The sequence below is a fragment of the Actinomycetospora endophytica genome, from assembly GCF_021026375.1.
In the GTDB taxonomy this organism is placed as follows: Bacteria; Actinomycetota; Actinomycetes; order Mycobacteriales; family Pseudonocardiaceae; genus Actinomycetospora; species Actinomycetospora endophytica.
In genome coordinates, this window is the sequence record NZ_JAJNDB010000007.1 from 231,110 (window position 1) to 256,756 (window position 25,647).

Sequence of the window (25,647 nt, forward strand, 5' to 3'; positions counted from 1 at the left end):
GGGGGAGGGGTGACGTGCACCTCAAGAGCCTCACGCTCAAGGGCTTCAAGTCCTTCGCCTCGTCGACCACGCTGAAGTTCGAGCCGGGCATCACCGCGGTGGTGGGGCCGAACGGCTCCGGGAAGTCCAACGTCGTCGACGCCATCAGCTGGGTGCTCGGCGAGCAGGGCGCGAAGGCGCTGCGCGGCGGGAAGATGGAGGACGTCATCTTCGCCGGCACGTCCGGCCGGTCGCCGCTGGGCCGGGCCGAGGTGACGCTGACGATCGACAACTCCGACGGCGTGCTGCCGATCGAGTACACCGAGGTGTCGATCACCCGGCGGGTCTTCCGCTCCGGCGCGGGCGAGTACGAGATCAACGGCAGCTCGTGCCGGCTGCTCGACGTCCAGGAGCTGCTCTCGGACTCCGGCATCGGCCGGGAGCTGCACGTCCTGGTGGGGCAGGGGCAGCTCGACACCATCCTGCAGTCGCGTCCCGAGGAGCGCCGCGCGTTCATCGAGGAGGCCGCGGGCGTCCTCAAGCACCGCAAGCGCAAGGAGAAGGCGCTGCGGAAGCTGGAGGCGATGGAGGCCAACCTCGCCCGCCTCTCCGACCTCACCACCGAGCTGCGCCGGCAGCTCAAGCCGCTCGGCCGGCAGGCCGAGATCGCGCGCCGCGCCCAGACCATCCAGGCCGACCTGCGGGACGCGCGCCTGCGCCTCGCCGCGGACGACCTGGTGACGCTGCGGACCACCATCGCGCGGGACACCGCCGACGAGGACGAGGCACGGCGCAAGCGGGACGAGACCGAGCGGTCCCTGGCCGCCGAGTCCGACGCGATGGCCGAGCTCGAGACCGCGCTGGAGCAGGACGCTCCGGCGCACGACCGGGCGGTCGCCGCGCACCACCGGCTGTCCTCGCTGGCCGAGCGGCTGCGCGGGACGGTCGCGCTGGCCGCCGAGCGCCACCGCCACCTCTCGGCGCCCGAGGACGGCCCGACCGGCCCCGACCCGGACGAGCTGGAACGGCAGGCCGAGCAGGCCGCCGAGACCGAGGCCGAGCTCGCCGAGGAGGTCGCCGCCGCGCGGGAGACCCTCGAGGACGCCGCCGCACGCCGGGAGGACGCGGAGGAGTCCCTGACGGGGGCGGAGCGTCGCCTCGCGGCCGCCCAGCGCGCCGCGGCCGACCGTCGCGAGGGGCTCGCGCGGCTCTCCGGGCAGGTCGAGACCCAGCGGGGCCGGGTGGCCTCCGCGGTGGAGGAGCTCGAGACCCTGGGCACCTCGATCACCGAGGCCACCGAGCGCGCCGCCGCCGCGCGCGAGGAGCTCTCGGAGGCCGAGGAGGAGGCCGGGACGACCGCGCCCGAGGACGGCGCGCCCGCGGAGTCGGAGAGCACCGCCTCGACGGCCGAGGACGACGGCGGGGCGGACTCCGGGCACGCCGATCCGGAGGCGGCCTTCGACGCCGCCACCGAGCGCCACGAGCAGGTCCGCGCCGAGCTCGACCGCGCCGGATCCGCCCACCGGGACGCCGAGCGCGACCGCGCGCACTGGACGGCCCGCGTCGAGGCCCTGGAGCTCACGCTGACCCGCCGCGACGGCGCCGGGGAGCTGCTGGGTGGGGACCGCGAGGGGGTCCTGGGCTCGGTCGCGGCGCTGCTGCGGGTGCCGGCGGGCGACGAGGCGGCGATCACGGCGGCGCTCGGGCCGGCCGCGGACGCGGTCGTCGTGACCGGACCCGACGCCGCGGCCGACGCGTTGGCGCACCTGCACGCATCCGACGCGGGCCGTGCGGGCCTCGTCGTCGCCGGGGCCACGGCGCCGGCACCGTCGGGCGAGGCCCCGGCGGGCACGCGGTGGGCGGCCGACGTGGTGAGCGCCCCGGGGCCGCTCGCGGGCGCGGTGGCGGAGCTGCTGGCCGGCGTCGTGGTGGTGGACGACCTCCCGGCCGCCCGTGCGGTCGTCGTCGCCCATCCGCACCTCTCGGCGGCCACCCGCGAGGGCGATGTGCTCGGCGGGTCCTGGGCGGTCGGCGGGCCGTCGGGCAACCAGTCGATCCTGGAGATGCAGTCGGCGGCCGACGAGGCGGGCGACCGCCGGGCCGAGGCCGAGCGGGCCGTGGCCGCCGCCGACGCCGCGCTGGAGGAGGCGAAGGAGGCCGAGGCGGCGGCGCGGGCCGAGGTCGGCGTCGCCCGGCAGGTGCGCGACGACCACCGGCGGGCCGCCGCCGAGCGCCGCAAGGCCGACGAGGCCCGTCGCGCGCAGGACGACGCGCGGCGCGCCGAGGAGGCCCGGCGGCTCGGGCGGCTGGCCGAGACGGTGCGCGGCGCGGAGGCCGAGGTCGCGCGGCTGACCGAGCGCCGTGCCGCCGTCGAGACCTCGCGGGACGAGCGCCGCGCCGAGCTCGACGACCTCTCCGAGCGGCTCGCCATGGCCACCGACCAGGCCGAGACCGACGGGGACGACGCGGGCGAGGAGGACACCGCGGCGCGCGACGCGGCGTCGGCCGCGGTGACGGCCGCCCGCGCCGCCGAGGTCGAGGGGCGGCTCGCGCTGCGCACCGCGGAGGAGCGCGCGCGGGCGGTCACCGGGCGGGCCGAGGCGCTGCGCCACCGGGCCCGCAGCGAGCGCGAGCAGCGGGAGCGGGCCTCGGAGCGCCGTCGGGAGCGCGAGCGGGCGGCGGCGCTGCTCGACGAGGTCCTCGAGCACGGCCGGGCGGGCGCGGAGAAGATCGCGGTGTCGGTGACGCGGGCGGCCGCCGAGCGGGACCGGCTCGCGACGGCGCGCCAGGCCCGGGCGGCGGAGCTGGAGAGTGCGCGGGAGCGGCTGCGCGGGCTGCAGCAGACCCTCGAGCGCCTCACCGACGCGGTGCACCGCGACGAGGTGCTGCGTGCCGAGCAACGCACCCGGCTCTCGCAGATGGAGGAGTCGATCGGCGAGCGCTTCGGCATCGGCCTGGACGACCTGGTGCGCGAGTACGGGCCGGACGTGGGGATCCCGCCGAGCGAGGCCGAGGTCGCGGAGGTGACCGCCGCCCGCGAGCGCGGCGAGCAGGTCTCGATGCCGCCGCCGCTGGCCTACGACCGGGGCGAGCAACAGCGCCGCGCCACCCGGGCGGAGAAGGAGCTCGGCACGCTCGGGAAGGTCAACCCGCTCGCGCTCGAGGAGTACGCGGCGCTGGAGGAGCGGTACCGCTTCCTGTCCACCCAGCTCGAGGACGTCAAGGCCTCGAAGCGCGACCTGCTCTCCGTCGTCGCGGACGTCGACCGGCGCATCCTCGACGTCTTCGCCGAGGCGTTCGCCGACGTCGCGCGTGAGTTCGAGATCGTCTTCCCGGTCCTGTTCCCGGGCGGCGACGGGCGGCTCGTGCTCACCGACCCCGACGACCTGCTCACCACCGGCGTCGAGGTGGAGGCCCGCCCGCCCGGCAAGAAGGTCAAGCGGCTCTCGCTGCTCTCCGGCGGCGAGAAGTCGCTCACCGCGGTGGCGATGCTCGTCGCGATCTTCCGGGCCCGGCCCTCGCCGTTCTACGTGCTCGACGAGGTGGAGGCGGCCCTCGACGACGCCAACCTCCGCCGGCTGATCAGCCTGCTCGACGACCTCCGCCGCTCGTCGCAGCTGGTGATCATCACCCACCAGAAGCCGACGATGGAGATCGCCGACGCGCTCTACGGCGTGAGCATGCGCGGCGACGGCATCACGGCGGTCGTGTCCCAACGCCTGCGTGGCAGCGATGCGCCAGGACCACTCGCCGGAGCGGACCCCTCCCCCGTGTCGTGACGGAGTGTCGCGCTAGGATAGCTCTGCGTGATCATTCTGATCACGCACCCGTGACCGACGACGACTCGGCCGGGGAATCCCATCGGGGCAGGGACCGGCCTAACGTCGAGGTCGTCGGCGTGGTGGTTCACCATGCGAGGCTCGGGGAGAGGTCGGACGCATGACGGTGCTCCAGCCCGGACGCTACGTCCAGCTCAATCGATCCAGCCCGACGCCGTCGCGCGGTTCGCAGGCGCTCGTCGGCCACCTCGTCATCGACACCTCGCACAGCGTGCTCTGCCCCCAGCTCGCCACCAGCCACATCGCGGTCACCATCGACGACCTGCCGCTGCACGTGCGGTGGGGCCGCACCGACATCGCGCTGCCCGCCGGGCGCCACCGCGTCGAGGTGAAGGTCGACCGGGGCGACGGCTGGGGGCGGGTGGTCGACGCGGTCCCCGTCGCGGCCGGGCACACGGTCGACGTCTTCTACCGCGCGCCCGCCCTGCCGGGACGGGTCGGCTCGCTCGGTCCGGAGCCCCAGTCGACGGGCGGGGTCGTGGCGCTGCTCGGGATGCTGTTCGCGGCGCTGGTCGTGCTCGGCGTCGTGACGGGTGTGACGCTCGCGCTGTTCGTCTGACGGGGTCGCTTCGGGTCGATCGCGCTGTTGGTGCTGTTGGTGCTGTCCGGGCCGTCGGCGCCGTCCGCGTCGTCGTTGGCGCCGTCGGCGCCAGGGGCACAGCAGGCAGCCCGTGGCGGGCTTCGGCGTGGCTGGTGTGCTCCTCGTGGGACGGAGCCGCCGGTCGCCGCGGCGCGAGGGTCACAGGAGGCCTGCCGCGACCGGGTCCGGGCTGCCTGGTGTGCTGCTGACCGACGGCGGTGGGCAGGACCGCGAGGAGGCGGCTGACAGGATGGTGCGGTGAGCTCGACGCTGACCATCACCACGCCCTGGGGGACCGACCTGCTGTCCGGCCTCCCGGTCCTGCCGGGGCAGGTCCCCCCGCCGCCGTCCCCGCCCGCGGGGCTCGCGCCGGGGGTGCTGACCGCGATCATCGTCGCGGTCGTGGTCGTCGTGCTGCTGCTGGCAGTCGTCCTCGGGCTGGTGCTCCAGCGGCGTCGGCGCATCTCGTACCGGGAGCCGAGCGAGGAGGTCGAGGAGGCCAAGCCCAGCAAGGGGACCTACGCGGCGGGCGGGGGGTTCTCGTTCTCGTCCGGGACCGGCGGGAGTGCGCCCACCAAGGAGCGGCCGCCGGCAGCAGAGCCTCCGCCGGAGCCTGCTGCTGAACCGGCGCCCGCGCCGGAACCCGAGCCCACTCCGGAGCCGGCGCGCACGCCGGAACCCGAGCCCACTCCGGAGCCGGCGCGCACGCCGGAGCCCGAGCCCGCGCCGGAGCCCGCTGGCGAGGGGCGCCCACGGCCGGAAGAGTCGAGCGAAGGGGCCCCTCGCTCGGAATCGGCGACCGCGACGGCACCGGCTGCGCCCGCCGCGCCGGCCGAGCCCGCCGCGCCGGCCGAGCCCGCCGCGCCGGAGCCCGCCGCGCCGGCCGAGCCCGCCGCGCCGGCCGAGCCCGCCGCGCCGGCCGAGCCCGCCGCGCCGGCCGAATCGGCCCCGGACGCGACGGCGCCCGCGCCCGCTCACGAGGGGAGGATCGAGCCGCTAGAGCCTGCCGAGGGTTCCCTTCGTGCGGAGCCTGAGCCCGCGCCGTCCGTTCCCGCCGCGCCCGCGGAGCCGGAGCCCGCTGGCGAAGGGCGCCCACGGCCCGAAGAGTCGAGCGAAGGTGCCCTTCGCTCAGAAGCGGCGGTCGCCGAACCGGCGGAACCGGCCGAGCCGATCGCCTCCCCCGAGGGCCGGCTCGAGCGCCTGCGGGGCCGCCTCGGCCGCTCGCGCTCCACGCTCGGCACCGGGCTGCTGGGCCTGCTCGGCGCCGGGGACCTCGACGAGGACTCCTGGGAGGAGGTCGAGGACCAGCTGCTGATGGCCGATCTCGGGGCCGCCACCACGCAGGAGGTCGTCGGCAAGCTGCGCGAGCGCATCGCCTCACGCGGGGTGCGGACCTCCGAGGAGGTGCGCGACCTGCTGCGGGAGGTGCTCGTCGAGACCCTCGGGACGGACCTGGAGCGCTCGGTGCGGGCGCTCGCGCACGACGGCCGGCCCGCCGTCGTCCTCGTCGTCGGCGTCAACGGCACCGGCAAGACGACGACGACCGGCAAGCTGGCCCGCGTGCTCGTCGGCGGCGGCCACGAGATCGTCCTCGGCGCGGCGGACACCTTCCGCGCCGCCGCGGCCGAGCAGCTGCAGACCTGGGGCGAGCGCGCGGGGGCGCAGGTGATCCGGGGCGCCGAGGGTGCGGACCCGGCCAGCGTCGCGTTCGACGCCGTCAAGAAGGGCGCCGACGCCGGGGTCGACGCGGTCCTGCTCGACACCGCCGGCCGGCTGCACACCAAGACCGGGCTCATGGACGAGCTCGGCAAGGTCAAGCGCGTCGTGGAGCGGCAGGCCGAGGTCGACGAGGTGCTCCTCGTGCTCGACGCCACCACCGGCCAGAACGGGTTGACGCAGGCGCGGGTGTTCGGTGAGGTCGTCGACGTCACGGGGGTCGTGCTCACCAAGCTCGACGGCACCGCCAAGGGCGGCATCGTCTTCCAGGTGCAGCGCGAGCTCGGGGTCCCGGTGAAGCTCGTCGGTCTCGGCGAGGGCCCGGACGACCTCGCGCCGTTCGAGCCCGAGGCCTTCGTGGACGCGCTGCTGCGCTGACCGCACGCGCCCGTTCCCCCGTCCGGCGGGGAAAATCCGGGTGTGGCTCGGCCGCCGATCGGGTGACCCGCGACGCGATCGAGTTCAACGCGATGTCGCTGATCGTGAGCGGTCGGTGAGTGATGCGGAGCACTCCACCCCGGCTTGTCCGGTTCGGCAATCTGATGGATACATCATCAGGGCGGCTGTTAACTGCCGAGAAACACTCCTCGACACCGCCCGAAACACACTCTCACCATCCTTCCCTCCCAGTGATCGCCACCGAGACGGTGACTGCAGGAGGGACGAACGACCGTGTTGAATGCCGGAAGTACCGCGTGGGTACTCGCCAGCGCCGCGCTGGTGATGCTCATGACCCCAGGGCTCGCGTTCTTCTACGGCGGCATGGTCCGCTCGAAGAGCGTTCTGAACATGCTCATGATGAACTTCATGTGCCTCGCGATCGTCGGGGTGCTGTGGTGCCTCTACGGCTTCTCGCTCGCGTTCGGTAACGACGCGTTCGGCGGCCTCGTCGGCAGCTTCCAGTACCTGGGCCTGGGCAACATGTTCCCGAACGGCTCCCAGGCGATCGTCGGCGCGAGCACCGGTGACGGCATCCCGATCCTCGCGTTCGTGATGTTCCAGCTGATGTTCGCCGTCATCACGCCGGCGCTGATCTCGGGCGCCGTCCCCGAGCGCATCAAGTTCTGGAGCTGGGGCATCTTCGTCGTGCTCTGGTCGACGATCGTGTACTTCCCGGTCGCGCACTGGGTGTTCGCGTTCGACGGCTACGCCTCCGACAAGGGCGGCTGGATCGCCAACTCGCTCAAGGCGCTCGACTTCGCCGGCGGGACCGCGGTCCACATCAACGCCGGTGCCGCGGGCCTGGCGCTGGCGATCGTGCTCGGCAAGCGCCGCGGCTGGCCGCGTGACCCGGGCCGCCCGCACTCGCTGCCGTTCGTCCTGCTCGGCGCCAGCCTGCTGTGGTTCGGCTGGTACGGCTTCAACGCCGGCTCGGCGCTGGGCGCGAACTCGACCGCCGCGATCGCCTTCACGACGACGACCGTGGCCACCGCCGCGGCGACCATCGGCTGGCTGCTGGTCGAGCAGGTCCGTGACGGCAAGCCGACCACGCTCGGTGCCGCGTCGGGTGCTGTCGCCGGCCTCGTCGCGATCACCCCGGCCTGTGCGTACGTCAACCCGGTCGGCGGCCTCGCGGTCGGCTTCATCGCCGGTGCGGTCTGCGCGCTCTGCGTGTCGATCAAGTTCCGCTTCGGCTTCGACGACTCGCTCGACGTGGTGGCCGTCCACCTCGTCGGTGGTCTGGTCGGCACCCTGCTCATCGGGTTCTTCGGCACCACCTCGCTGAACTCCTCGAGCGCCGACGGGCTCTTCTACGGCGGCGGGTTCGACCAGCTGGGCAAGCAGGCCGTGGCCGCGTTCGCCGTGCTCCTCTACTCCTTCGTCGTCACCTCGATCATCGCCCTGCTGATCAAGTACACGATCGGCTTCCGCGTGACCGAGGAGGACGAGGCGGCGGGTATCGACGAGTCGCAGCACGCGGAGACCAGCTACGACTACTCCGGTCTGCGCAGCGGTGGTGGCACCGGGTCGTCCATCCTGGACGGCGCAGCGTCGCGAGTTCCGGCCTCGGCCGGTCAGGAGGGCTGACCCGTGAAGATGGTGACGGCGATCATCAAGCCGTTCGTGCTGGAGGACGTGAAGGGGGCGCTGGAACAGCTCGGCGTCCTGGGCATGACCGTCAGTGAGGTCCAGGGCTACGGCCGGCAGAAGGGCCACACCGAGGTCTACCGCGGAGCCGAGTACTCCGTGGACTTCGTGCCCAAGGTCCGCATCGAGGTCGTCACCGACGACCCGACCGCGGAGAAGGTGCTCGACGCGATCGCCGAGACCGCCCGCACCGGCAAGATCGGTGACGGCAAGGTCTGGGTGACCCCGATCGAGACCGTGGTGCGCGTGCGCACCGGCGAGCGCGGGGCCGACGCCCTGTAGCTGGCGGGACGCGTCCGGTGCGACCCGGCGCCGGGACCGGTCCTCGTGACCGGTCCCGGCGCCGTGGCCGCCTGCGCGCCCTTCGGCGCGGGGACTCCCCGCGCCCACCAACCTGCCGAAGGGCGAGCGCGGAGAGGACGGGCATGGTCGCTGCGGGGACGGGACCCCCGGGGACGTCCGGGTCGGACCCGACGGACGTCGGAGCGGTGCCGAAGGTCTCGGGGGAGTCCGACGAGGGGGCGGCGGTCGACCTCGTCCGCGCCCGCACCGCGCTGCTCACCCCACCACCGGGAGCCCGCAGGCTCGGCCCCGCCGCCCTGCGCGAGGCCCTGGTCGAACTGCACGACTTCTGGCTCGCCACCCGCGCCGCCGCGGTCGGCGTCGGGGAGGGCACCGGGACCGCGCTGGTCGCGGTCGGAGCCCTCGGACGCCGCGAGCTCGCTCCCTGGTCCGACCTCGACCTGGTGCTCGTCCACGACGGCACCGGCCGCCAGAAGGGCGCCGACAAGATCGCCCGGATCGCCGACTCCCTCTGGTACCCGCTCTGGGACGCCGGGATCGGCCTGGACCACTCGGTGCGTACCGTCGGCGAGGCCGTCGCCGTCGCGACCGAGGACCTGCGGGTGGCCCTGGGGCTGCTCGAGGTCCGTCTCATCGCCGGCGACGCCGAGCTCGCCACGCGCCTGTCGTCGTCGGCCCGGCAGGCCTGGCGCGCGGGCATGCGCGGCCGGTTCGACGAGCTCGTCGAGACCACCCAGAGCCGCTGGCAGCGCTCCGGCGAGGTCGCCCACCGCATCGAGCCCGACCTCAAGAACGGCCGCGGCGGGCTGCGCGACGTCCAGCTCCTCGACGCCCTCGCCGCCGCCCAGCTCGTCGACCGGCCCGCCGTCGACGTCCGCTCCGCCCGTGGCCTGATGCTCGACCTGCGCACCGAGCTGCACCGTCGCGCGGGCCGCGCCCGCGACGTGCTGCAGGCCGAGGACGCCCACGAGCTCGCCGGGATCCCCGACCTCGGCGTCACCGACCGCTACGACCTCGCCCGCTCGCTCTCCGGCGCTGCCCGCACCGTCGTCTACGCCACCGACGTCGCGCTGCGCTCCGCCCGGGCCGCCCTGCCGAAGCGGGGGCTCGCCGCGCTGCGCCGCACCCCGGCCCGCCGGGGCCTCGACGAGGGCGTCGTCGAGCACGCGGGCGAGATCGTGCTCGCGCGGGAGGCGCAGGTCAGCCGCGACCCCGCGCTCGTGCTGCGCCTGGCCGCCGTGGCCGCCCGCACCGGCCTGCCGATCGCCGCCGGGACCCTGCGCCGCCTCGCCGACGCCGCCCCCGAGCTGCGCGAACCGTGGCCGCGGACCGCGCGCACCGAACTGCTCGCCCTGCTCGGGGCGGGCGAGGGCATGGTCGACGTGATCGAGGCGCTCGACCGCACCGGGCTGTGGGGACGCCTCTTCCCGGAGTGGGGCGCGGTCCGGGACCTCCCGCCTCGCGACCGGCAGCACGTCTGGACCGTCGACCGCCACCTCGTCGAGGTCACCCGGCGTGCCGGCGAGCTGACCACCCGCGTGTCCCGCCCCGACCTGCTCCTGCTCGGCGCCCTGATCCACGACATCGGCAAGGGCCGCGACGAGGACCACTCCGTCGTCGGCGCGGAGCTCGCCCGCCACATCGGGCGCCGGCTCGGCCTGTGGCCCTCCGACGTCGACACCCTCGCGGCGATGGTCCGCCACCACCTGCTGCTGCCCCACACCGCGCAGCGCCGCGACCCCGAGGACCCGGCGACGGTGCAGCGGGTCGTCGACACCCTCGACGGCGACCCGGTGCTGCTCGAGCTGCTCCACGCCCTCGCCGAGGCCGACGCGCTGGGCACCGGCCCCGGGGTCTGGACGCCGTGGCGCGCCACGCTGATGGGCGACCTGGTGCGCCGCTGCCGCGTGGTCATGGCCGGGGAGCCCGTCCCGGGTCCGGAGCCGCTGTCCGACGACCGGCTCGCGCTGGCCAAGTCAGTCCAGAGCTCCGGCCGCCCGGAGGTGTCGATCGACCTGGGCGAGGAGCTGACGACGGTGACGATGACGGTGGCCGCGCCGGACCGGCCCGGCCTGCTCAGCCGGGCGGCCGGGGTGCTCGCGCTGCACTCGCTGCAGGTGCACGCCGCAGTCCTGGTCGAGCACGACGGCGTCGCGGTCGACAGCTTCACCGTCTCGCCGCGGTTCGGCCGGCTGCCCGAGGCGTCGCTGCTGCGCGAGGACCTCGTCCGCGTGCTGCAGGGCTCGCTGGACCTCCCGGCGCGGCTCGCGGCCAAGGAGCGCGACTACTCGAGCCGGATCTCGACCGCGTCCTCGGCCAGCCGGGTGCTGTGGTTCGACGACGAGGCCACCGGCGCCGTCGTGCTCGAGCTGCGTACCGCCGACCGGATCGGACTGCTCTACCGGGTCGCGGCGGCCCTCGAGAACCAGGGGGTCGACGTCCGGTGGGCCCGGGTGTCGACGCTCGGCTCGTCGGTCGTCGACGCGTTCTGCCTGGAGGCGTCACCCGACCCGGACGGCGAGGGCGTCGAGGTGCCGCACGACGGTCCCGGGACCGGGACCACCGTCCCGCTGGACCCGACCCGCCGTCGGGCGATCGAGGCGGCGGTGATGGCGGCCGCCGCTCCGGGCCGGGACGCCGACGACGAGTCGGGTACGCGCGTGGGCTGAGTGTGAGGCCAGGGGCGAGCGGAGCGACGGGGGATGTCGGGAGCGACGGGGGAGATGGCTGAGAGGGCCGGCACCGCGCACGGCTAGGCTGGGAGCTTGCCCGTGGCGTGCCCGGGCCCTGCACCACCGGCATCTCCGGGACGCCGGGATGACCCGCCCACCGTCTGGGGGAGAACGTCCGCCGTGTTCGACACCCTGTCCGAACGCCTCACCGGGGCCCTGTCCGACCTGCGCGGCAAGGGCCGGCTCTCCGAGACCGACATCGACGCGACCTGCCGCGAGATCCGCATCGCGCTGCTCGAGGCCGACGTCGCCCTGCCCGTCGTCCGGCAGTTCGTCAAGCAGATCAAGGACCGCGCCCGCGGCGCGGAGGTCTCCGAGGCGCTGAACCCGGCCCAGCAGGTCGTCAAGATCGTCAACGAGGAGCTCATCGGCATCCTCGGCGGCGAGACCCGGCGGCTGCGGTTCGCGAAGAACCCGCCGACGGTCATCATGCTGGCCGGTCTGCAGGGCTCCGGTAAGACGACGCTGGCCGGCAAGCTCGCGCGCTGGCTCAAGAACCAGGGCCACACCCCGATGCTCGCGGCCTGCGACCTGCAGCGCCCGAACGCGGTCAACCAGCTCCAGATCGTCGGCGGGCGCGCCGAGGTCGAGGTCTTCGCGCCGGAGCCCGGCAACGGCGTTGGCGACCCGGTCGACGTGGCGCGCCGCGCGATCGCCGACGCCAAGTCCCGGCAGTACGACGTGCTCGTCGTCGACACCGCCGGCCGCCTCGGCGTCGACGAGGACCTGATGCGGCAGGCCTCGGACATCCGCGACGCCGTCACGCCGGACGAAATCCTCTTCGTGCTCGACGCCATGGTCGGCCAGGACGCGGTGAACACCGCGGAGGCCTTCCGCGACGGCGTCGGGTTCGACGGCGTGGTGCTCACCAAGCTCGACGGCGACGCCCGCGGCGGTGCGGCGCTCTCGGTCCGCGAGGTCACCGGCCAGCCGATCCTCTTCGCCTCCAACGGCGAGGGCCTCGACGAGTTCGACGTCTTCCACCCCGACCGGATGGCCTCGCGCATCCTCGGGATGGGCGACGTCCTCTCGCTCATCGAGCAGGCCGAGCAGGCCTTCGACGCGGGCCAGGCCGAGGCCGCCGCGAAGAAGATGGGCGAGGGCGACTTCACCCTCGAGGACTTCCTCGAGCAGATGATGTCGGTCCGCAAGATGGGCCCGATCGCCAACATCCTGGGCATGCTCCCGGGCGCGGCGGGCATGAAGGACCAGCTCGCGAACGTCGACGAGAAGCATCTCGACCGGGTGCAGGCGATCATCCGCGGCATGACCCCCGCCGAGCGCGAGGACCCGAAGATCATCAACGGGTCGCGCCGGCTGCGGATCGCGAACGGCTCCGGCGTGGGCGTCACCGACGTCAACCAGCTCGTGGAGCGGTTCTTCGAGGCCCGCAAGATGATGAAGAACATGGCGGGCCAGTTCGGCCTGCCCGGCATGGGCGGCGGTGGTCGCAAGGCGGCCCGCAGCGCCCGCAAGGGCGGGGCCAAGAGCCAGCGCGGTGGCGGCGGCAAGACGATGCCGGCGATCGCCGGGATCGCGTCGGAGAGCTCGTCGAACCGCGGGCAGCGCTCGGTCGGGTCCTACGAGACCCCCGGGCTCAACCAGCTCCCGCCCGGGCTCGCGGGCCTCGACCAGCTGCCCGAGGGCTTCGACCCGGGCGCGCTGACCTTCCCGGGCAACTCCGGCGGCGGTAACGGCGGCCGCGGGTCCGGCGGCGGCAAGAAGGGCAACAAGAAGAAGCGGAAGTAGGACGACCGGTTCCGGACGAACGGCTCGTTCGTCACCTATGAAGGTGACGAACGAGCCGTTCGTTCATTCCGGGGCCGGGGCGTCCGCGTGCTCGGCCAGCCAGGCGTCGCGCCGCCGCGGGGAGGCCTGGGCGAGCCACGCGTCCTGGACCAGCTCGGTGAGCTCGGCGAGGCCGATCTCGCCCAGCCGCCCGCCGCGGACGAGCACCGACGGGTGCCCGTCGAAGCGGGGCGTCGTGAAGTACGGCGCCGCCGGGTCGCCGAGCAGCGCGGCCTTCGCCTCGTCGGACTCGACCCACAGCATGATCACGTCGTCGTACCGCTCGCCGGTGTCCGGGTCGGACGCGTCGCGCTGCGGGGTGCGGAAGAAGACGAACGACTTCCCGCCCACCTGGTAGACGGTGTTGCCCTTCGGCCCGGTCAGCTCGCGGACGTGCGGCATCGCGCGGGCCAGGGCGTGCACGTCGTCGATCCGGGCGGGGCGGGTCGCCATGGCGGGGGATTCTCCTACGATCTCCCGCCGTGACCCCTCTCCACCTGCACGGCGTGGTGCTCGACGAGACGGCCCGGGCCGGGGACGGCGCCCGTGACCTCTGGGTCGACGAGCACGGGCGGTTCACCGACGGCCCGATCGCCGACGCACAGACGATCACCGGGTGGATCCTGCCCGGCCTGGTCGACGCCCACTGCCACGTCGGGATCGGCCCCGACGGCCCCGTCGAGCTGGAGGAGGCCCGGGCGCAGGGACACATCGACGCGGCCGCGGGAGCGCTGCTGATCCGCGACTGCGGCTCGCCCGTCGACACCCGGCCGCTCGACGACGACCCGGAGATGCCCGAGATCGTCCGGGCCGGGCGGCACCTCGCGCGGCCGAAGCGCTACATCCGCGGTCTGCCGATCGACGCCGAGGACCCCGCCGACCTGCCGGGTCTGGTCGCCGAGCAGGCGTGGCACAACCCGTGGGTCAAGCTCGTCGGCGACTGGATCGACCGCGACGAGGGCGACCTCGCCCCGCTCTGGCCCGACGACGTCCTGCGCGACGCGATGGACGCCGCCCACGCCCACGGCGCCCGGGTCACCGCGCACGTGTTCGGCGAGCACGCCCTGCCCGGGCTGATCGGGGCGGGCATCGACTGCATCGAGCACGGCACCGGGCTGACCGACGAGACGATCGCGATGATGGCCGCCCGGGGCACGGCGCTGGTCCCGACGCTGATCAACGTGGAGAACTTCCCGGAGTTCGCCGACGCGGCCGGGGAGAAGTTCCCCCGCTACGGCACGCACATGCGCGAGCTGTACGCGCGGGCCTCGGCGACGATCCGCGCGGCGATCGAGGCGGGCGTGACGGTGTACGCGGGGACCGACGCGGGCGGCGGCATCGTCCACGGGCGGATCGTGGACGAGGTCGAGGCGCTGGCCGACGTGGGCCTCGGCCGCGACGGGGCACTGGCCGCCGCAACGGTGGCCGCGCGGACCTGGCTCGGGCGGCCGCGGATCGAGGCGGGTGCGCCGGCCGACGTCCTCGTCCTGCCCTCGGACCCGTACGCCGACCTGGGCGTCCTGCGCCGCCCGGTGGCGGTGCTGCGGCACGGACGGGTGCTGGCGCCGTGACACTGGATCTCAACGCCGACCTCGCCGAGGGCTTCGGGCAGTGGTCGCTGACCGACGACGACGCCCTGCTCGACGTCGTGACCTCGGCCAACGTCGCGTGCGGGTTCCACGCGGGCGACGCGCCGACGATGCGCCGGGTGTGTGCGCGCGCGGCGGAGCGCGGGGTCCGCATCGGCGCCCAGGTCTCCTACCGGGACCTCGCCGGGTTCGGGCGGCGCTTCCTCGACGTCGACCGCGAGACGCTCGCCGCGGAGATCCTCTACCAGATCGGTGCCCTCCGGGCGATGGCCTCCGCGGCGGGGGTGGGCGTCGAGTACGTCAAGCCGCACGGCGGGCTCTACAACACCGTCGTGCACCACGAGGAGCAGGCGGCCGCCGTCGTCGACGCGGCGCGGGCGGCGGGCGACCTGCCCGTCATGGGACTGCCGGGCGGACGCCTCCTGGCGCTCGCGGCCGGGGCCGGGCTGACGACGATCGCCGAGGCCTTCGCCGACCGCGGCTACACGCCCGAGGGCACCCTGGTGCCGCGTCGTGAGCCGGGGGCGCTCCTGCCGGACACCGCCGCCGTCGTCGAACGGGCCGTCCGGCTGGCCCGCGACGGGGTGATCGTCGCGGTCGACGGGACCGAGCTGGCGGTGCGGGCCGACTCGCTGTGCCTGCACGGGGACACCCCGGAGGCGGTGGCGAACGCCCGGGCGGTGCGCGAGGCGCTGGACGCGGAGCCCGCCGCCCCGGCGTGAGGGGAGCGTCTGGCACAATCGGGGAGTTGCGTCACGGCCACCCTCTCTCCGGGCCGGGACCTCAGACCTGCGGTGCACGGCCGATGGTGACCCCACGTCGGCCGGGGACGCCGAGCACTCAGCAGTACCGCGAACGAGGAGTACACCGGACCCGTGGCCGTCAAGATCAAGCTCGCCCGCATGGGCAAGATCCGCGAGCCCCACTACCGCGTGGTCATCGCCGATGCCCGCAACCGTCGTGACGGGCGCGTCATCGAGACGATCGGCGAGTACCACCCGAAGAGCCAGCCGAGCGAGATCAAGATCAACTCGGAGCGCGCGCAGTACTGGCTCGGCGTGGGTGCCCTTCCGACCGAGCCCGTGGCCGGCCTGCTCAAGGTCACCGGCGACTGGCAGAAGTTCAAGGGCCTCCCCGGCGCCGAGGGCAAGCTCCAGGCGCAACCGGAGAAGGTCGACAAGCAGGCCCGCTTCAACGAGGAGCTGGCCAAGGTCAGCAACAACGCGGCCGAGTGAGTCGGCGGTGAGTGACCTCGCCGAGGCCCTCGAGCACCTGGTGCGCGGCATCGTCTCGCACCCCGACGAGGTCTCCGTCGACCTCGTGACCAACCGTCGAGGCCGGACCCTCGAGGTCCGCGTGCACCCGGACGACCTGGGCAAGGTCATCGGGCGCAGCGGACGGACGGCGACCGCCCTGCGCACCGTGATCAGCGGGGTCGGCGGTCGCGGGGTGCGCGTCGACGTGGTCGACACCGACCGCTGAGCATGAGCACCACTGTCACCGCGGCCCATGGCTGACCCGTCCGGCGATCTCCGGATCGTCGGGCGGGTCGTCAAGGCTCACGGTCTGCGCGGTGAGCTCGTCGTCGAGCCCAGCACCGACAACACCGAGGAGCGCTTCGCGCCCGGCGTCGTGCTGCAGGTCTCCGGGGGGCCCGGCCCGCGCGCGCTGACGATCACCGCCGCCCGCCGGCACGGCGAACGCCTCCTGGTCACCGCGGACGAGGTCGCCGACCGCGACACCGCCGAGGCGATGCGCCGCGCGGTCCTGTCGGCGGCGGCCACGGACGCGGACATCGACGACCCGGACGAGTTCCACGACCACCAGCTCGAGGGCCTGCGCGCCGAGCTGGCGGACGGGACGCTGGTCGGGACCGTCACCGCCGTCCAGCACGGGGCGGGCGCCGAGCTCCTCGTCCTCGCGGGTCCCGACGGTGGCGAGCTGCTGGTCCCGTTCGTGCGGGCGATCGTCCCGACGGTGGACGTGGCCGGCGGGCGGGTCGTGCTCGACCCGCCCGAGGGGCTCTTCGACCCCGCCTGAGCGTCAGTCGGCCGGCTCCTCCTCCTCGGGGATGCGGACGCCCCGCACGCCCGGGATCTCGGCGAGCTCGCCGGTCAACGGGTGGATCGGGATGCGGCCCAGGAGCGAGAGGGTGACCGAGGCCGTGCTCGGCATGCCGTTGTCGCCGTCGGCCGGGTCCTCGCGGTCCACCGTCATCCCGGCGACGGCGAAGCCCCGCTCGGTGCAGAGGGTGAGGACCGAGCGCAGCACCCCGTGACCGTCGTTGTAGGTCACGTGGATCGGCCGCGGCGCGCTGGACTGCCGGGAGAGCGTCCGCGCCAGTGGTCGGTACCCGCGGGTGATCAGGTAGTGGACGGCCGTCCCGGCGACCGCGAGCAGGGGCAGGCCCGCGCCGCAGGCCGTGCCGACCGCCGCCGCCACCCACACCGTCGCCGCCGTCGTGAGTCCCCGGACGGCGTCGCGGCGGACGAAGATCAGCCCGCCGCCGATGAAGCCGATGCCGGACACGATCTGCGCCGCGATGCGCGAGGGGTCGAGCGCGACGTGCTCGAGCGCGAGCAGGTCACCGAAGCCGTACTTCGAGACGAGCATGAACGCGGCGGACCCGACCCCGACCAGGGCGTGGGTGCGCAGCCCGGCGCTCTTGGCCGCGAGCTCGCGCTCGATCCCGATGACGGTGCACAGCACGAGGGCGAGCAACAGGTCGAGGATCACGAGCCACTGCACGCCGAGGTCCGATGCCCACAGCACCGGGAACGTCCCGCCCATTCGCATCCTCTCCGCGGGGCACCCGGCAGGATCCCGGCGTGCGCATCGACGTCGTCACGATCTTCCCTGGTTACCTCGGACCGCTCGACGAGGCCCTCGTCGGGCGGGCACGGCGGGCCGGGCTGATCGACCTGCACGTGCACGACCTGCGCGCCTGGGCCACCGGGGTGCACAAGGCGGTCGACGACTCGCCCTACGGCGGTGGTCCGGGCATGGTCATGGTGCCGACCGTCTGGGGCGAGGCGCTGGACGCCGTCCGGGCCGAGTCGCCCGACGAGCCCGGCCTGCTGCTGGTCCCGACCCCCGCCGGGGCGCCGCTCACCCAGGCCCGCGCCGCCGCGTGGGCGGGGGAGCCGCGGCTCGTGCTCGCCTGCGGGCGCTACGAGGGGATCGACGCGCGGGTCACCGCCGACGCCGCCCGCCACGGCCGCGTCGAGGAGTTCTCGCTCGGCGACTACGTGCTCGCCGGCGGCGAGGTCGCGGCCCTGGTCGCCGTGGAGGCGGTGTCCCGGCTGGTCCCGGGCGTGCTCGGCAACCCGGAGTCCGCGGAGCTCGACTCCTTCTCGGACGGCCTGCTCGAGGCCCCCGCCTTCACCCGCCCGGAGTCCTGGCGCGACCTCGACGTCCCCGGGGTGCTGCGCGGCGGCGACCACGGGGCGGTGGCCCGCTGGCGGCGCGACCGCTCGCTGGAGCGCACCGCCGCCGTCCGCCCCGACCTCCTCGACGGGCTGCTCGCCGCCCACGGGGCCGCGGTGTTCGACCGGCACGACCGGGAGGTCCTGGCCGCGGCGGGCTACGAGGTCCCGGGCTGAGGCGACGGGTCCGGCCCCCGCCCACCGGGGGCGGCGGAGCGGTCTGGCAGACTGGGGGAGTTGCCACGGGCCGGGATATCGGCTTCCGGGTCCGTCCGCGTGACGCGAATCCGGCCGCATCCGGCGGGACCGTCGCGAGCAACACGGTACGAACCCATCCGGTCGCACGGCCGCCGTCGTCCCCGACGGTGCGTGCCGGGCCGACCCGTGAGACGCGAGGACGACGAGCCATGAACGCCCTGGACGAGCTCGACGCGCAGTCGCTGCGCTCCGACATCCCGGACTTCCGTCCGGGTGACACCGTCAAGGTGCACGTCAAGGTCATCGAGGGTTCACGCTCCCGTGTACAGGTCTTCCAGGGCGTCGTGATCCGTCGCCACGGCGGTGGCCTCCGGGAAACCTTCACCGTCCGTAAGGTCTCCTTCGGCGTCGGAGTGGAGCGCACCTTCCCGGTGCACTCGCCGAACATCGACCACATCGAGGTCGTCACCCGCGGTGACGTCCGTCGCGCGAAGCTCTACTACCTCCGTGACCTCCGCGGCAAGGCCGCGAAGATCCGCGAGAAGCGCGAGACCACCCCCGCTTCCTGAGCGGGTGGTGCCCCGGTGCGGTCTCCCTGTGCTGACTCCCGACGCCGTCTCCTAGCCTGATCTCGTGCCACCTTCCGACGAGCCCGGTCGCCGCTACCGCTCGCCCCGTCACGGGGAGCCCGACTCGCGGTGGGGCGGGCCCGGCGCGGCCGACCCGGCCGACGATCCCTACGGGGACGTGAGCGGCGGGCGCGCGTCGGGAGGCAGGCACGGGACGCCCGACGACGCCGGCCCCCGGCACGGAGCCCCGGACGACGCGCCGTCGGGTCGCTCGCGGCACGGCGAGCCCGCGGCCCCGGCGCCGTGGCCGCCGCCGACCGCGCTGCCGCACGCGACCGGCGCGCCTGCCCCGCGGTTCGGTACCGACGACGCCGGGCGTGACCCGTCGGCGTCCCGGTTCGGCAGCGGGGAGCACGGCCGCGGCGCGGACCCGGCCCGCCCGTCGTCCTACGGCGCACCGAACGGCCACGGCCCGGGGCAGTCGCCGTCGTCGCCCTCGTTCGGGCAGGCCCCGTCCTCGCCGCCCTACGAGCAGGCGCCGTCGTCGTACGGCCAGCCGCCCTCGTCACCGCCCTACGGCCAGCCGCCCTCCTCGCCGTCGCACGAGCAGGCGCCGTCCTACGGCCAGGGCCCGTCGTCGTACGGCCAGCAGCCGTCGTCGCCCTCGTCGCCCTACGGCCAGGCGCCGCCCTCGCCGCCGTACGGGCAGCCGCCGTCGTACGGCCAGGCCCCGCCGCAGGGCGGCCCGGCCGGGTACGGCCGCGGGCCGTCCTCGCCGACGTCGGCGACACCGACCCAGGGGCCGACCGGTCAGAACGGCCAGGGCGCGTGGGCCGGCGCGCCGGGCTCCGGCAACGGTCCGGCGAGCGGCAGCGGCCAGTACCCCGCCGCGGGCCACGGCGGCGCGACCGGCCCCGGGTCCACGGCCGTCCAGCCGGCCGCCTCGGGTGGCCGTCCGTCGTCGACGGCGGTGCAACCGCCCGTCCCGGAGCAGCCGGCTCCGGCCGATGCGCCGCTGCTCTCGGGCGGCATCCCGCCGCCGGTCAAGAAGCGCGAGGAGTCCGCGGGGGCGCGGCCCGGCCGGTCGTCGGGCGACGGCGCCGAGGACGCGAGCACCACCGCCCTCGGCGCGAGCGGCCACCGTCACCGCCGCGGCGGCGGCGCCGCCGCCGGACCCGGTCGCGGTGACGACGCCTCGGGGCCCGGTCGTCGCTCCGGCGGCAAGGACGCCGACGACGATTCCCCGGGCGGGAAGAAGAAGCGCAAGGGCTCGTTCTGGCGCGAGCTGCCGCTGCTCGTCGTCGTCGCGATCGTCCTGACCTTCGTCATCCAGACGTTCATCGCCCGCATCTACGTGATCCCGTCGGCGTCGATGGAGCAGACGCTGCACGGCTGCGACGGCTGCGCGAACGACCGCGTCGCCGTCGACAAGGTCACCTACCGCTTCAGCGACCCCTCGCCCGGCGACGTCGTCGTGTTCAAGGGCCCGCAGGCGTGGCTCGACAACGACGAGGTCGGCGACGAGCAGCCGTCGAGCAACGCGTTGATCCGCGGATTCCAGGACGCGTTGTCGCTGGTCGGCCTGGCGGCGCCGAACGAGAAGGACTTCGTCAAGCGCGTCATCGCCACCGGCGGCCAGACGGTCGCGTGCTGCGACACCCAGAACCACGTGCTGGTCAACGGCAGGCCGATCAACGAGCCCTACCTGTACTACCAGCCGGGGCTCGGCAACAAGCAGGCCACGTTCGACCCGGTGCGGGTGCCGGACGGCCAGCTCTGGGTGATGGGCGACAACCGCAACAACTCGGCGGACGCCCGGTTCCACGGCCCGGTGCCGGTCAGCGACGTCATCGGCAAGGTCCGGGTCGTGGTGCTGCCGATCAGCCGCTGGCGCACCGTGCCCGCGATCGATCCGCAGACCACGACGACGGCGCTGGGCGCCACGTCCACGCCCCTCGGGACCGGGACCGCCGGGGCCGCGGCCGGTGCGCTGCTGGCCGTCCCCGTCGTGGGGGTCGGGCGACGGCTGCGTCGTGCGACGGGCTCCCAGACCTCGACGGCGGCGCCGCCGCGGCCCGGGGAGGACGAGGTCGGGCAGGCTGTCGATGACGGACTGCCGGTCGAAGCCGGGCTGCCGGTCGAAGCCGGGCCGCCGGTCGAAGCCGGGCCGCCGGACGAAGCCGGGCCGCCGGACGCCGACGGTGACGCCCCCGAGGTGGCGGAGGCCGACCGGGAGTGACGTCCGCACGATCCCGCCCCGGAGGCGACGGACGTGCCCGGACCGGAGGACGTCCGCGCCGCCGCGCCCGCCCGCTGCCGCCCCGGACCGGGGTGCAGCCGCCGCGGGCGATCATCCGGCGCTCCAGCGAGTCGTGGGCGCTGCAATCGGCGCTCGAGCGGCACGGCCTCGGACCCGTCGTCGGTGTCGACGAGGCCGGCCGCGGGGCCTGTGCGGGGCCGCTCGCCGTCGCGGCGTGCATCCTGCGGCCGAACGACGCCGCCCGCTTCGAGGGCCTCACCGACTCGAAGCTGCTCAGCGCCGAGGAGCGCGAGCGGCTCGCGAAGGTGGTGCTGCGCCGCGCCGTCGACCACTGCGTGGTGCTGGTCGACCCCGCGGAGGTCGACCGCCGCGGCGTGCACGCCGCGAACATCGACGGCATGCGCCGGGCGGTGGCCCGCCTCGGGGTCCGGCCGGGCTACGTGCTCACCGACGGCTTCGCGGTCCACGGCTTCGGGGTGCCCAGCCTCGCGGTGCCCAAGGGCGACCTGGCGGCCGCGTGCGTGGCAGCGGCGTCGATCCTCGCCAAGACCACCCGGGACCGGCTGATGACCGAGCTGCACGAGCGCCGGCCGGAGTACGGGTTCGACCTCCACAAGGGCTACTCGACCCCGACGCACGTCGCAGCGCTCGCCGAGCACGGCCCGAGCGCCGATCATCGCTACAGCTTCGTGAACGTCGCCGGAGCGGCTCGCCTCGCCGCCGGTCGGGCGGCAGACTCGCCGGACGGGGCGGTGGGCCACAATGATGACGTCGTGGACGACGAGCTCACGGAGTTCGCGTCCGACGAGGTCGACGTCATCGAGGGCATGACGGACGCCGAGGCGGAGGGGGGAGAGGAACCATGAGCGCGGAAGATCTCGAGAAGTACGAGACCGACATGGAGCTGTCGCTCTACCGCGAGTACCGCGACATCGTGAGCCAGTTCTCCTACGTCGTCGAGACCGAGCGCCGGTTCTACCTGGCGAACACGGTCGACGTGGCGGTGCGCAACGCCGATGGCGAGGTGTACTTCGAGGTGCGGATGTCCGACGCGTGGGTCTGGGACATGTACCGGCCCGCGCGGTTCGTCAAGAACGTCCGCGTCGTGACGTTCAAGGACGTCAACGTCGAGGAGCTCGACAAGCCCGAGCTCCGTCTCGAGGACGGTCCGTTCGGCGGCTGACCCGCCGCCGTCGGCCGCGGCCGCCGCGTCAGGCGGCGTAGCGCTCCGTCCACAGTCCGTACCTGACCCCCGGGTTGTCCACAGCTCGCCCGACGACGCTGTCCGTCGCCGCCCGCCCCCGGCCACCGTGATCTCCGCAGGGGGCGGCCCGGCCGCCCTCTCCGACGCGGTGGGAGGCGGCGGTGGGAGTCGGCGAGGTGGGCAGCAGCGGCTCGGGTGGCTCGGGCGGCGCCGGGGGCGAGGCGGCGGTGCACCGGGCGCCCAGGGCGTCCGACGAGCTCGGGCGGACCGGTGAGCAGGTCGCGGTCGAGCACCTGGTCGCCCGGGGGCTGGTGGTGCTGGCGCGCAACTGGCGGCGGCGCGAGGGCGAGCTGGACGTCGTGGCGACCGACGGGCGCAGCCTGGTCGTCTGCGAGGTGAAGACCCGCTCCGGGGTGGGCTACGGCCTGCCGGTGGAAGCGGTGACGCGCGCGAAGGCCGCCCGGATCCGCCGGCTCGCCCAGCAGTGGCTCGCGGAGTCGCGGGCGCGCTGGGTCGAGGTGCGCTTCGACGTGGTCGCGGTCCTGCTGGTGCCCGGCCGGACCCCGGAGATCGAGCACTACGAGGGGGCCTTCTGATGGGCCTCGCGCGCTCGTGGTCGATCGGTCTGCACGGCGTCGAGGGCGACCTCGTGGAGATCGAGGCGGACGTCGGGATCGGGCTCCCGGGGCTGTCCCTGGTGGGGCTGCCCGACGCGGCGCTCGCCGAGGCCCGCGACCGGGTCCGCGCCGCGGTCGTCAACTCCGGGCAGATCTGGCCGAACCGCAAGATCACGCTGGCGCTCTCGCCCGCGACGCTGCCCAAACAGGGGTCGAGCTACGACCTCGCGCTGGCCTGCGGCGTGCTCGCGGCGGACGACCGGCTCGCCGCCGACGCCCTCGAGGGCGTGGTGCTCTTGGGCGAGCTCGCCCTCGACGGCCGCATCCGGGACGTCCGCGGGGTGCTGCCGTGCGTCATGGCGGCGCGCCGCGCCGGGGTGAAGCGGGTCGTCGTGCCCGCGAACGCCCTCGACGAGGCGGGCCTGGTGGACGGGGTCGAGCTGTTCGGGGCCTCGCACCTGTGCGAGGTGCTGGCCTGGCTGCGCCGGGAGGGAGACCTTCCCGGGCCGGAGACCCGGCCGCGCTCGCGGTCGCGGCCCCCGATCGACGACCTCGCGGACGTGGTCGGCCAGGAGCCCGCCCGCCGCGCGATCGAGGTGGCCGCCGCCGGCGGGCACCATCTGCTGTTCGTCGGCCCGCCCGGCTCCGGCAAGACGATGCTGGCCCGCCGGCTGACGGGCCTGCTGCCGGACCTCGTCGTCGAGGAGGCGATGGAGGTCGCCGCGGTGCGCTCGCTGGCCGGAGCGCTGCCGCCCGACGAGGAACTGCCGATCACGCCGCCGTTCGTCGCCCCGCACCACGGGGTGTCCGCGGCGGCGCTGGTCGGCGGCGGGTCGGGCCTGGCGCGGCCGGGCGCGGTCTCGATGGCGCACCGCGGCGTGCTGTTCCTCGACGAGGTCTTCGAGTTCGGTCCGCACCTGCTGGACTGCCTGCGCACCCCGCTCGAGGAGGGCGAGGTGCGGCTGGCCCGCAAGGACGGGGTCGTGCGCTACCCGGCGCGCTTCCAACTGGTCATGGCGGCGAACCCGTGCCCCTGCGCGCCGCCGCGCCCGGCCGACTGCCAGTGCGGTCCGAACCAGCTGCGGCGCTACGCGGGCCGGCTGTCCGGGCCGATGCTCGACCGGGTCGACCTGCGGGTCGTGTTCGAGGCGGTGGGCTCGCTGGATCGCGGGCCCGACGAGACACCCGAGGACACCGCCACCGTGCGCGGCCGGGTGCTCGCGGCGCGGGAGCGTGCCCGCGAGCGGTGGCGGGCGTCGGGCTGGCTCAGCAACGCCGAGGTGCCCGGTCCGGCCCTGCGCCGCCACGTACCGATCCCGCGCGACGCGGCCATGGATCTCGACCGGAAGCTGCGCAGCGGGCTCCTCACGGCGAGAGGACTCGATCGGTGCTTGCGCGTGGCATGGACGCTGTGCGATCTCCGCGGGGGCGAGCGCCCCGACGCCGCCGACGTGCACGCCGCCCTCGAGCTCAAGCACGAGGGGTCGGCGGTATGAGCGCCGAGGCCGAGCCGGGAACGCGCACCGATGACGACGGCGTCGCTGTCCCGGAGGAGGTGCTGCGCGCCCGTGCCTACCTGATGCGCCTCGCGGAGCCCCCGGCGCCGCGGTTGGCGCACCTCGTGGCCCTGCTCGGCCCGGTCGAGGCCGCCGAGCGCATCCGCGGGGGTGCCGACCTGGGCCGTCACGTCGGCGCCGAGGTCAACGCGCGGCGCGATGTGGACCGGGTCGACGCCGACCTGGACGGCGTGCGCGCGCTCGGAGGCCGTCTCGTCGTGCCCGAGGACGCCGACTGGCCCGTCGCGGCGATGGCGGGCTTCGATCACCCGGGCCTCGACGCGAGCACCGACTGGGTGACGCCCCTGGGGCTCTGGGTGCGCGGACCGGGCTCGCTCGCCACGGTCGGTGACGCCGGGCACCGCAGCGTCGCGGTCGTCGGCTCGCGGGCGGCCACCGGGTACGGGCGGTGGGTGGCGCGCGAGTGGTCGGCCTCGCTCGCGGACGAGGGGTTGACGGTGGTGTCGGGCGCCGCGTTCGGGATCGACGGCGCGGCCCACCGGGGCGCTCTGGCCGTGGACGGGCGCACCGTCGCGGTCCTGGCCTGCGGCGTCGAGCGGGCCTACCCGGCCGCGCACGCCCGCCTGCTCGAGACCATCGCGGCGCAGGGCCTGGTGGTCAGCGAGTACCCCGTGGGGGCGGTGCCCGCCCGACACCGGTTCCTCGTCCGGAACCGCCTCATCGCCGCCCTGGCCAGCGGCACCCTCGTCGTGGAGGCCGGCGCCCGCAGCGGGGCCACCCGGACGGCCTCCGCCGCACTCGAGCTGGGGCGTCCGGTCATGGCGGTGCCGGGACCGGTCACGTCGGCGCTGTCGGTCGGCAGCCACCACCTCGCCCGCCAGCCCGGAGTGACGCTGGTCGGGTCGGTCGACGACGTGCTGGCGGACGTCGGCCCCGTGCGGGACTCCGACACGAGCCCCGTCCGCCCGAGCGGGCCCCTCGACGGCCTCTCGACGCCCGCCGTGCGCGTCCACGGCGCGCTGCGGGGGTTCGCGACGGCCACGGTCATCGCGCTCGCCCGGGAGTCCGGCGTCGACCCCAGCACGGTGCCCGCCGCGCTCGACGAGCTCGCCGCGGCGGGCCTCGTGATCCTGGACGGCGAGCGGGGGTGGTGCCGGTCCGGCTGACGCCCGGAGGCCTGCGACGAGCGGTTGCGGAGCGCGACGACCGCGACCGTTGCCCGACGGCGCCGTACGGTCACCGA

General features: G+C 75.0%; 21 protein-coding genes and 1 pseudogene. 20 read left to right on the plus strand and 2 right to left on the minus strand.

Going from position 1 to position 25,647, the window contains the following annotated elements; translation table 11 throughout:
• Nucleotides 1–14: 14 nt before the first annotated feature.
• From smc to ffh, 7 genes are all read left to right on the plus strand, one after another.
• Nucleotides 15–3,758, plus strand: coding sequence for a chromosome segregation protein SMC (smc, locus tag LQ327_RS27415; protein ID WP_230738988.1), 3,744 nt, complete (start codon nucleotides 15–17; stop codon nucleotides 3,756–3,758).
• A gap of 160 nt (nucleotides 3,759–3,918) precedes the next feature.
• Nucleotides 3,919–4,377, plus strand: a complete 459-nt coding sequence (locus LQ327_RS27420; protein WP_230738989.1) for a hypothetical protein — start codon at nucleotides 3,919–3,921, stop codon at nucleotides 4,375–4,377.
• Between the two features lie 279 nt (nucleotides 4,378–4,656).
• Nucleotides 4,657–6,492 (plus strand): signal recognition particle-docking protein FtsY, encoded by a 1,836-nt coding sequence (ftsY, locus tag LQ327_RS27425; RefSeq protein ID WP_372460761.1) that lies wholly within the window; start codon nucleotides 4,657–4,659, stop codon nucleotides 6,490–6,492.
• A 294-nt stretch (nucleotides 6,493–6,786) separates the two neighbouring features.
• Entirely contained in the window at nucleotides 6,787–8,142 is a 1,356-nt protein-coding gene (locus LQ327_RS27430; protein WP_308286388.1) for an ammonium transporter, read from the plus strand.
• Nucleotides 8,143–8,145: 3 nt separating this feature from the next.
• On the plus strand, nucleotides 8,146–8,484 hold the full coding sequence (locus LQ327_RS27435) for a P-II family nitrogen regulator (protein ID WP_230738990.1): 339 nt from the start codon (nucleotides 8,146–8,148) through the stop codon (nucleotides 8,482–8,484).
• Nucleotides 8,485–8,627: 143 nt separating this feature from the next.
• Nucleotides 8,628–11,174, plus strand: a complete 2,547-nt coding sequence (locus tag LQ327_RS27440; protein WP_230738991.1) for a [protein-PII] uridylyltransferase — start codon at nucleotides 8,628–8,630, stop codon at nucleotides 11,172–11,174.
• Nucleotides 11,175–11,357: 183 nt separating this feature from the next.
• Complete coding sequence (gene ffh / locus LQ327_RS27445) at nucleotides 11,358–12,986, plus strand: signal recognition particle protein (protein ID WP_230738992.1); 1,629 nt, start codon at nucleotides 11,358–11,360, stop codon at nucleotides 12,984–12,986.
• Between the two features lie 63 nt (nucleotides 12,987–13,049).
• Here the strand turns inward: ffh and LQ327_RS27450 are convergent, their stop codons facing one another.
• Nucleotides 13,050–13,478, minus strand: a complete 429-nt coding sequence (locus LQ327_RS27450; protein ID WP_230738993.1) for an MmcQ/YjbR family DNA-binding protein — start codon at nucleotides 13,476–13,478, stop codon at nucleotides 13,050–13,052.
• A gap of 29 nt (nucleotides 13,479–13,507) precedes the next feature.
• Between LQ327_RS27450 and LQ327_RS27455 the strand changes: the two genes are divergently transcribed.
• The 5 genes and pseudogenes from LQ327_RS27455 to rimM all read left to right on the plus strand — a co-directional run bounded on the left by LQ327_RS27455 (nucleotide 13,508) and on the right by rimM (nucleotide 16,654).
• Nucleotides 13,508–14,596 (plus strand): amidohydrolase family protein, encoded by a 1,089-nt coding sequence (locus LQ327_RS27455; protein WP_230738994.1) that lies wholly within the window; start codon nucleotides 13,508–13,510, stop codon nucleotides 14,594–14,596.
• Complete coding sequence (locus LQ327_RS27460) at nucleotides 14,593–15,336, plus strand: LamB/YcsF family protein (protein ID WP_230738995.1); 744 nt, start codon at nucleotides 14,593–14,595, stop codon at nucleotides 15,334–15,336. Before LQ327_RS27455 ends, LQ327_RS27460 begins: the two co-directional genes overlap by 4 nt.
• A 153-nt stretch (nucleotides 15,337–15,489) precedes the next feature.
• Nucleotides 15,490–15,834, plus strand: a pseudogene (rpsP, locus tag LQ327_RS27465) (30S ribosomal protein S16); the annotation flags it as partial.
• A gap of 22 nt (nucleotides 15,835–15,856) precedes the next feature.
• Nucleotides 15,857–16,096, plus strand: a complete 240-nt coding sequence (locus LQ327_RS27470) for an RNA-binding protein (RefSeq protein WP_230738997.1) — start codon at nucleotides 15,857–15,859, stop codon at nucleotides 16,094–16,096.
• 27 nt (nucleotides 16,097–16,123) lie between these two features.
• Nucleotides 16,124–16,654 carry a ribosome maturation factor RimM gene (gene rimM / locus LQ327_RS27475; protein ID WP_230738998.1) on the plus strand — a complete coding sequence of 177 codons (531 nt, stop codon included), beginning with the start codon at nucleotides 16,124–16,126 and terminating at the stop codon, nucleotides 16,652–16,654.
• Nucleotides 16,655–16,657: 3 nt separating this feature from the next.
• On the opposite strand, the gene LQ327_RS27480 is transcribed toward rimM, so the two are convergent.
• Entirely contained in the window at nucleotides 16,658–17,404 is a 747-nt protein-coding gene (locus LQ327_RS27480) for an MgtC/SapB family protein (protein ID WP_230738999.1), read from the minus strand.
• A gap of 38 nt (nucleotides 17,405–17,442) precedes the next feature.
• Here LQ327_RS27480 and trmD point away from each other — a divergent pair, with 38 nt between their 5' ends.
• The 8 genes from trmD (at nucleotide 17,443) to dprA (ending at nucleotide 25,570) form a co-directional block, all read left to right on the plus strand.
• Nucleotides 17,443–18,216, plus strand: coding sequence for a tRNA (guanosine(37)-N1)-methyltransferase TrmD (trmD, locus tag LQ327_RS27485; protein WP_230739000.1), 774 nt, complete (start codon nucleotides 17,443–17,445; stop codon nucleotides 18,214–18,216).
• Nucleotides 18,217–18,446: 230 nt separating this feature from the next.
• Nucleotides 18,447–18,806 (plus strand): 50S ribosomal protein L19, encoded by a 360-nt coding sequence (gene rplS, locus LQ327_RS27490; RefSeq protein WP_230739001.1) that lies wholly within the window; start codon nucleotides 18,447–18,449, stop codon nucleotides 18,804–18,806.
• Nucleotides 18,807–18,870: 64 nt separating this feature from the next.
• Nucleotides 18,871–21,045, plus strand: coding sequence for a signal peptidase I (gene lepB, locus LQ327_RS35040; RefSeq protein WP_230739002.1), 2,175 nt, complete (start codon nucleotides 18,871–18,873; stop codon nucleotides 21,043–21,045).
• A gap of 92 nt (nucleotides 21,046–21,137) precedes the next feature.
• Complete coding sequence (locus tag LQ327_RS27500) at nucleotides 21,138–21,932, plus strand: ribonuclease HII (protein WP_230739003.1); 795 nt, start codon at nucleotides 21,138–21,140, stop codon at nucleotides 21,930–21,932.
• Nucleotides 21,929–22,249 carry a DUF2469 domain-containing protein gene (locus LQ327_RS27505; RefSeq protein WP_169183366.1) on the plus strand — a complete coding sequence of 107 codons (321 nt, stop codon included), beginning with the start codon at nucleotides 21,929–21,931 and terminating at the stop codon, nucleotides 22,247–22,249. Before LQ327_RS27500 ends, LQ327_RS27505 begins: the two co-directional genes overlap by 4 nt.
• 182 nt (nucleotides 22,250–22,431) lie before the next feature.
• A complete protein-coding gene (locus LQ327_RS27510; RefSeq protein WP_372460762.1) occupies nucleotides 22,432–22,866 on the plus strand; it encodes a YraN family protein in 435 nt (144 codons plus the stop codon).
• Nucleotides 22,866–24,383: a YifB family Mg chelatase-like AAA ATPase gene (locus LQ327_RS27515; protein ID WP_230739004.1), complete on the plus strand. Its 1,518-nt coding sequence runs from the start codon at nucleotides 22,866–22,868 to the stop codon at nucleotides 24,381–24,383. The genes LQ327_RS27510 and LQ327_RS27515 overlap by 1 nt, the downstream gene beginning before the upstream one ends.
• A complete protein-coding gene (gene dprA, locus LQ327_RS27520) occupies nucleotides 24,380–25,570 on the plus strand; it encodes a DNA-processing protein DprA (RefSeq protein ID WP_230739005.1) in 1,191 nt (396 codons plus the stop codon). Before LQ327_RS27515 ends, dprA begins: the two co-directional genes overlap by 4 nt.
• The last annotated feature ends 77 nt before the right edge of the window (nucleotides 25,571–25,647 follow it).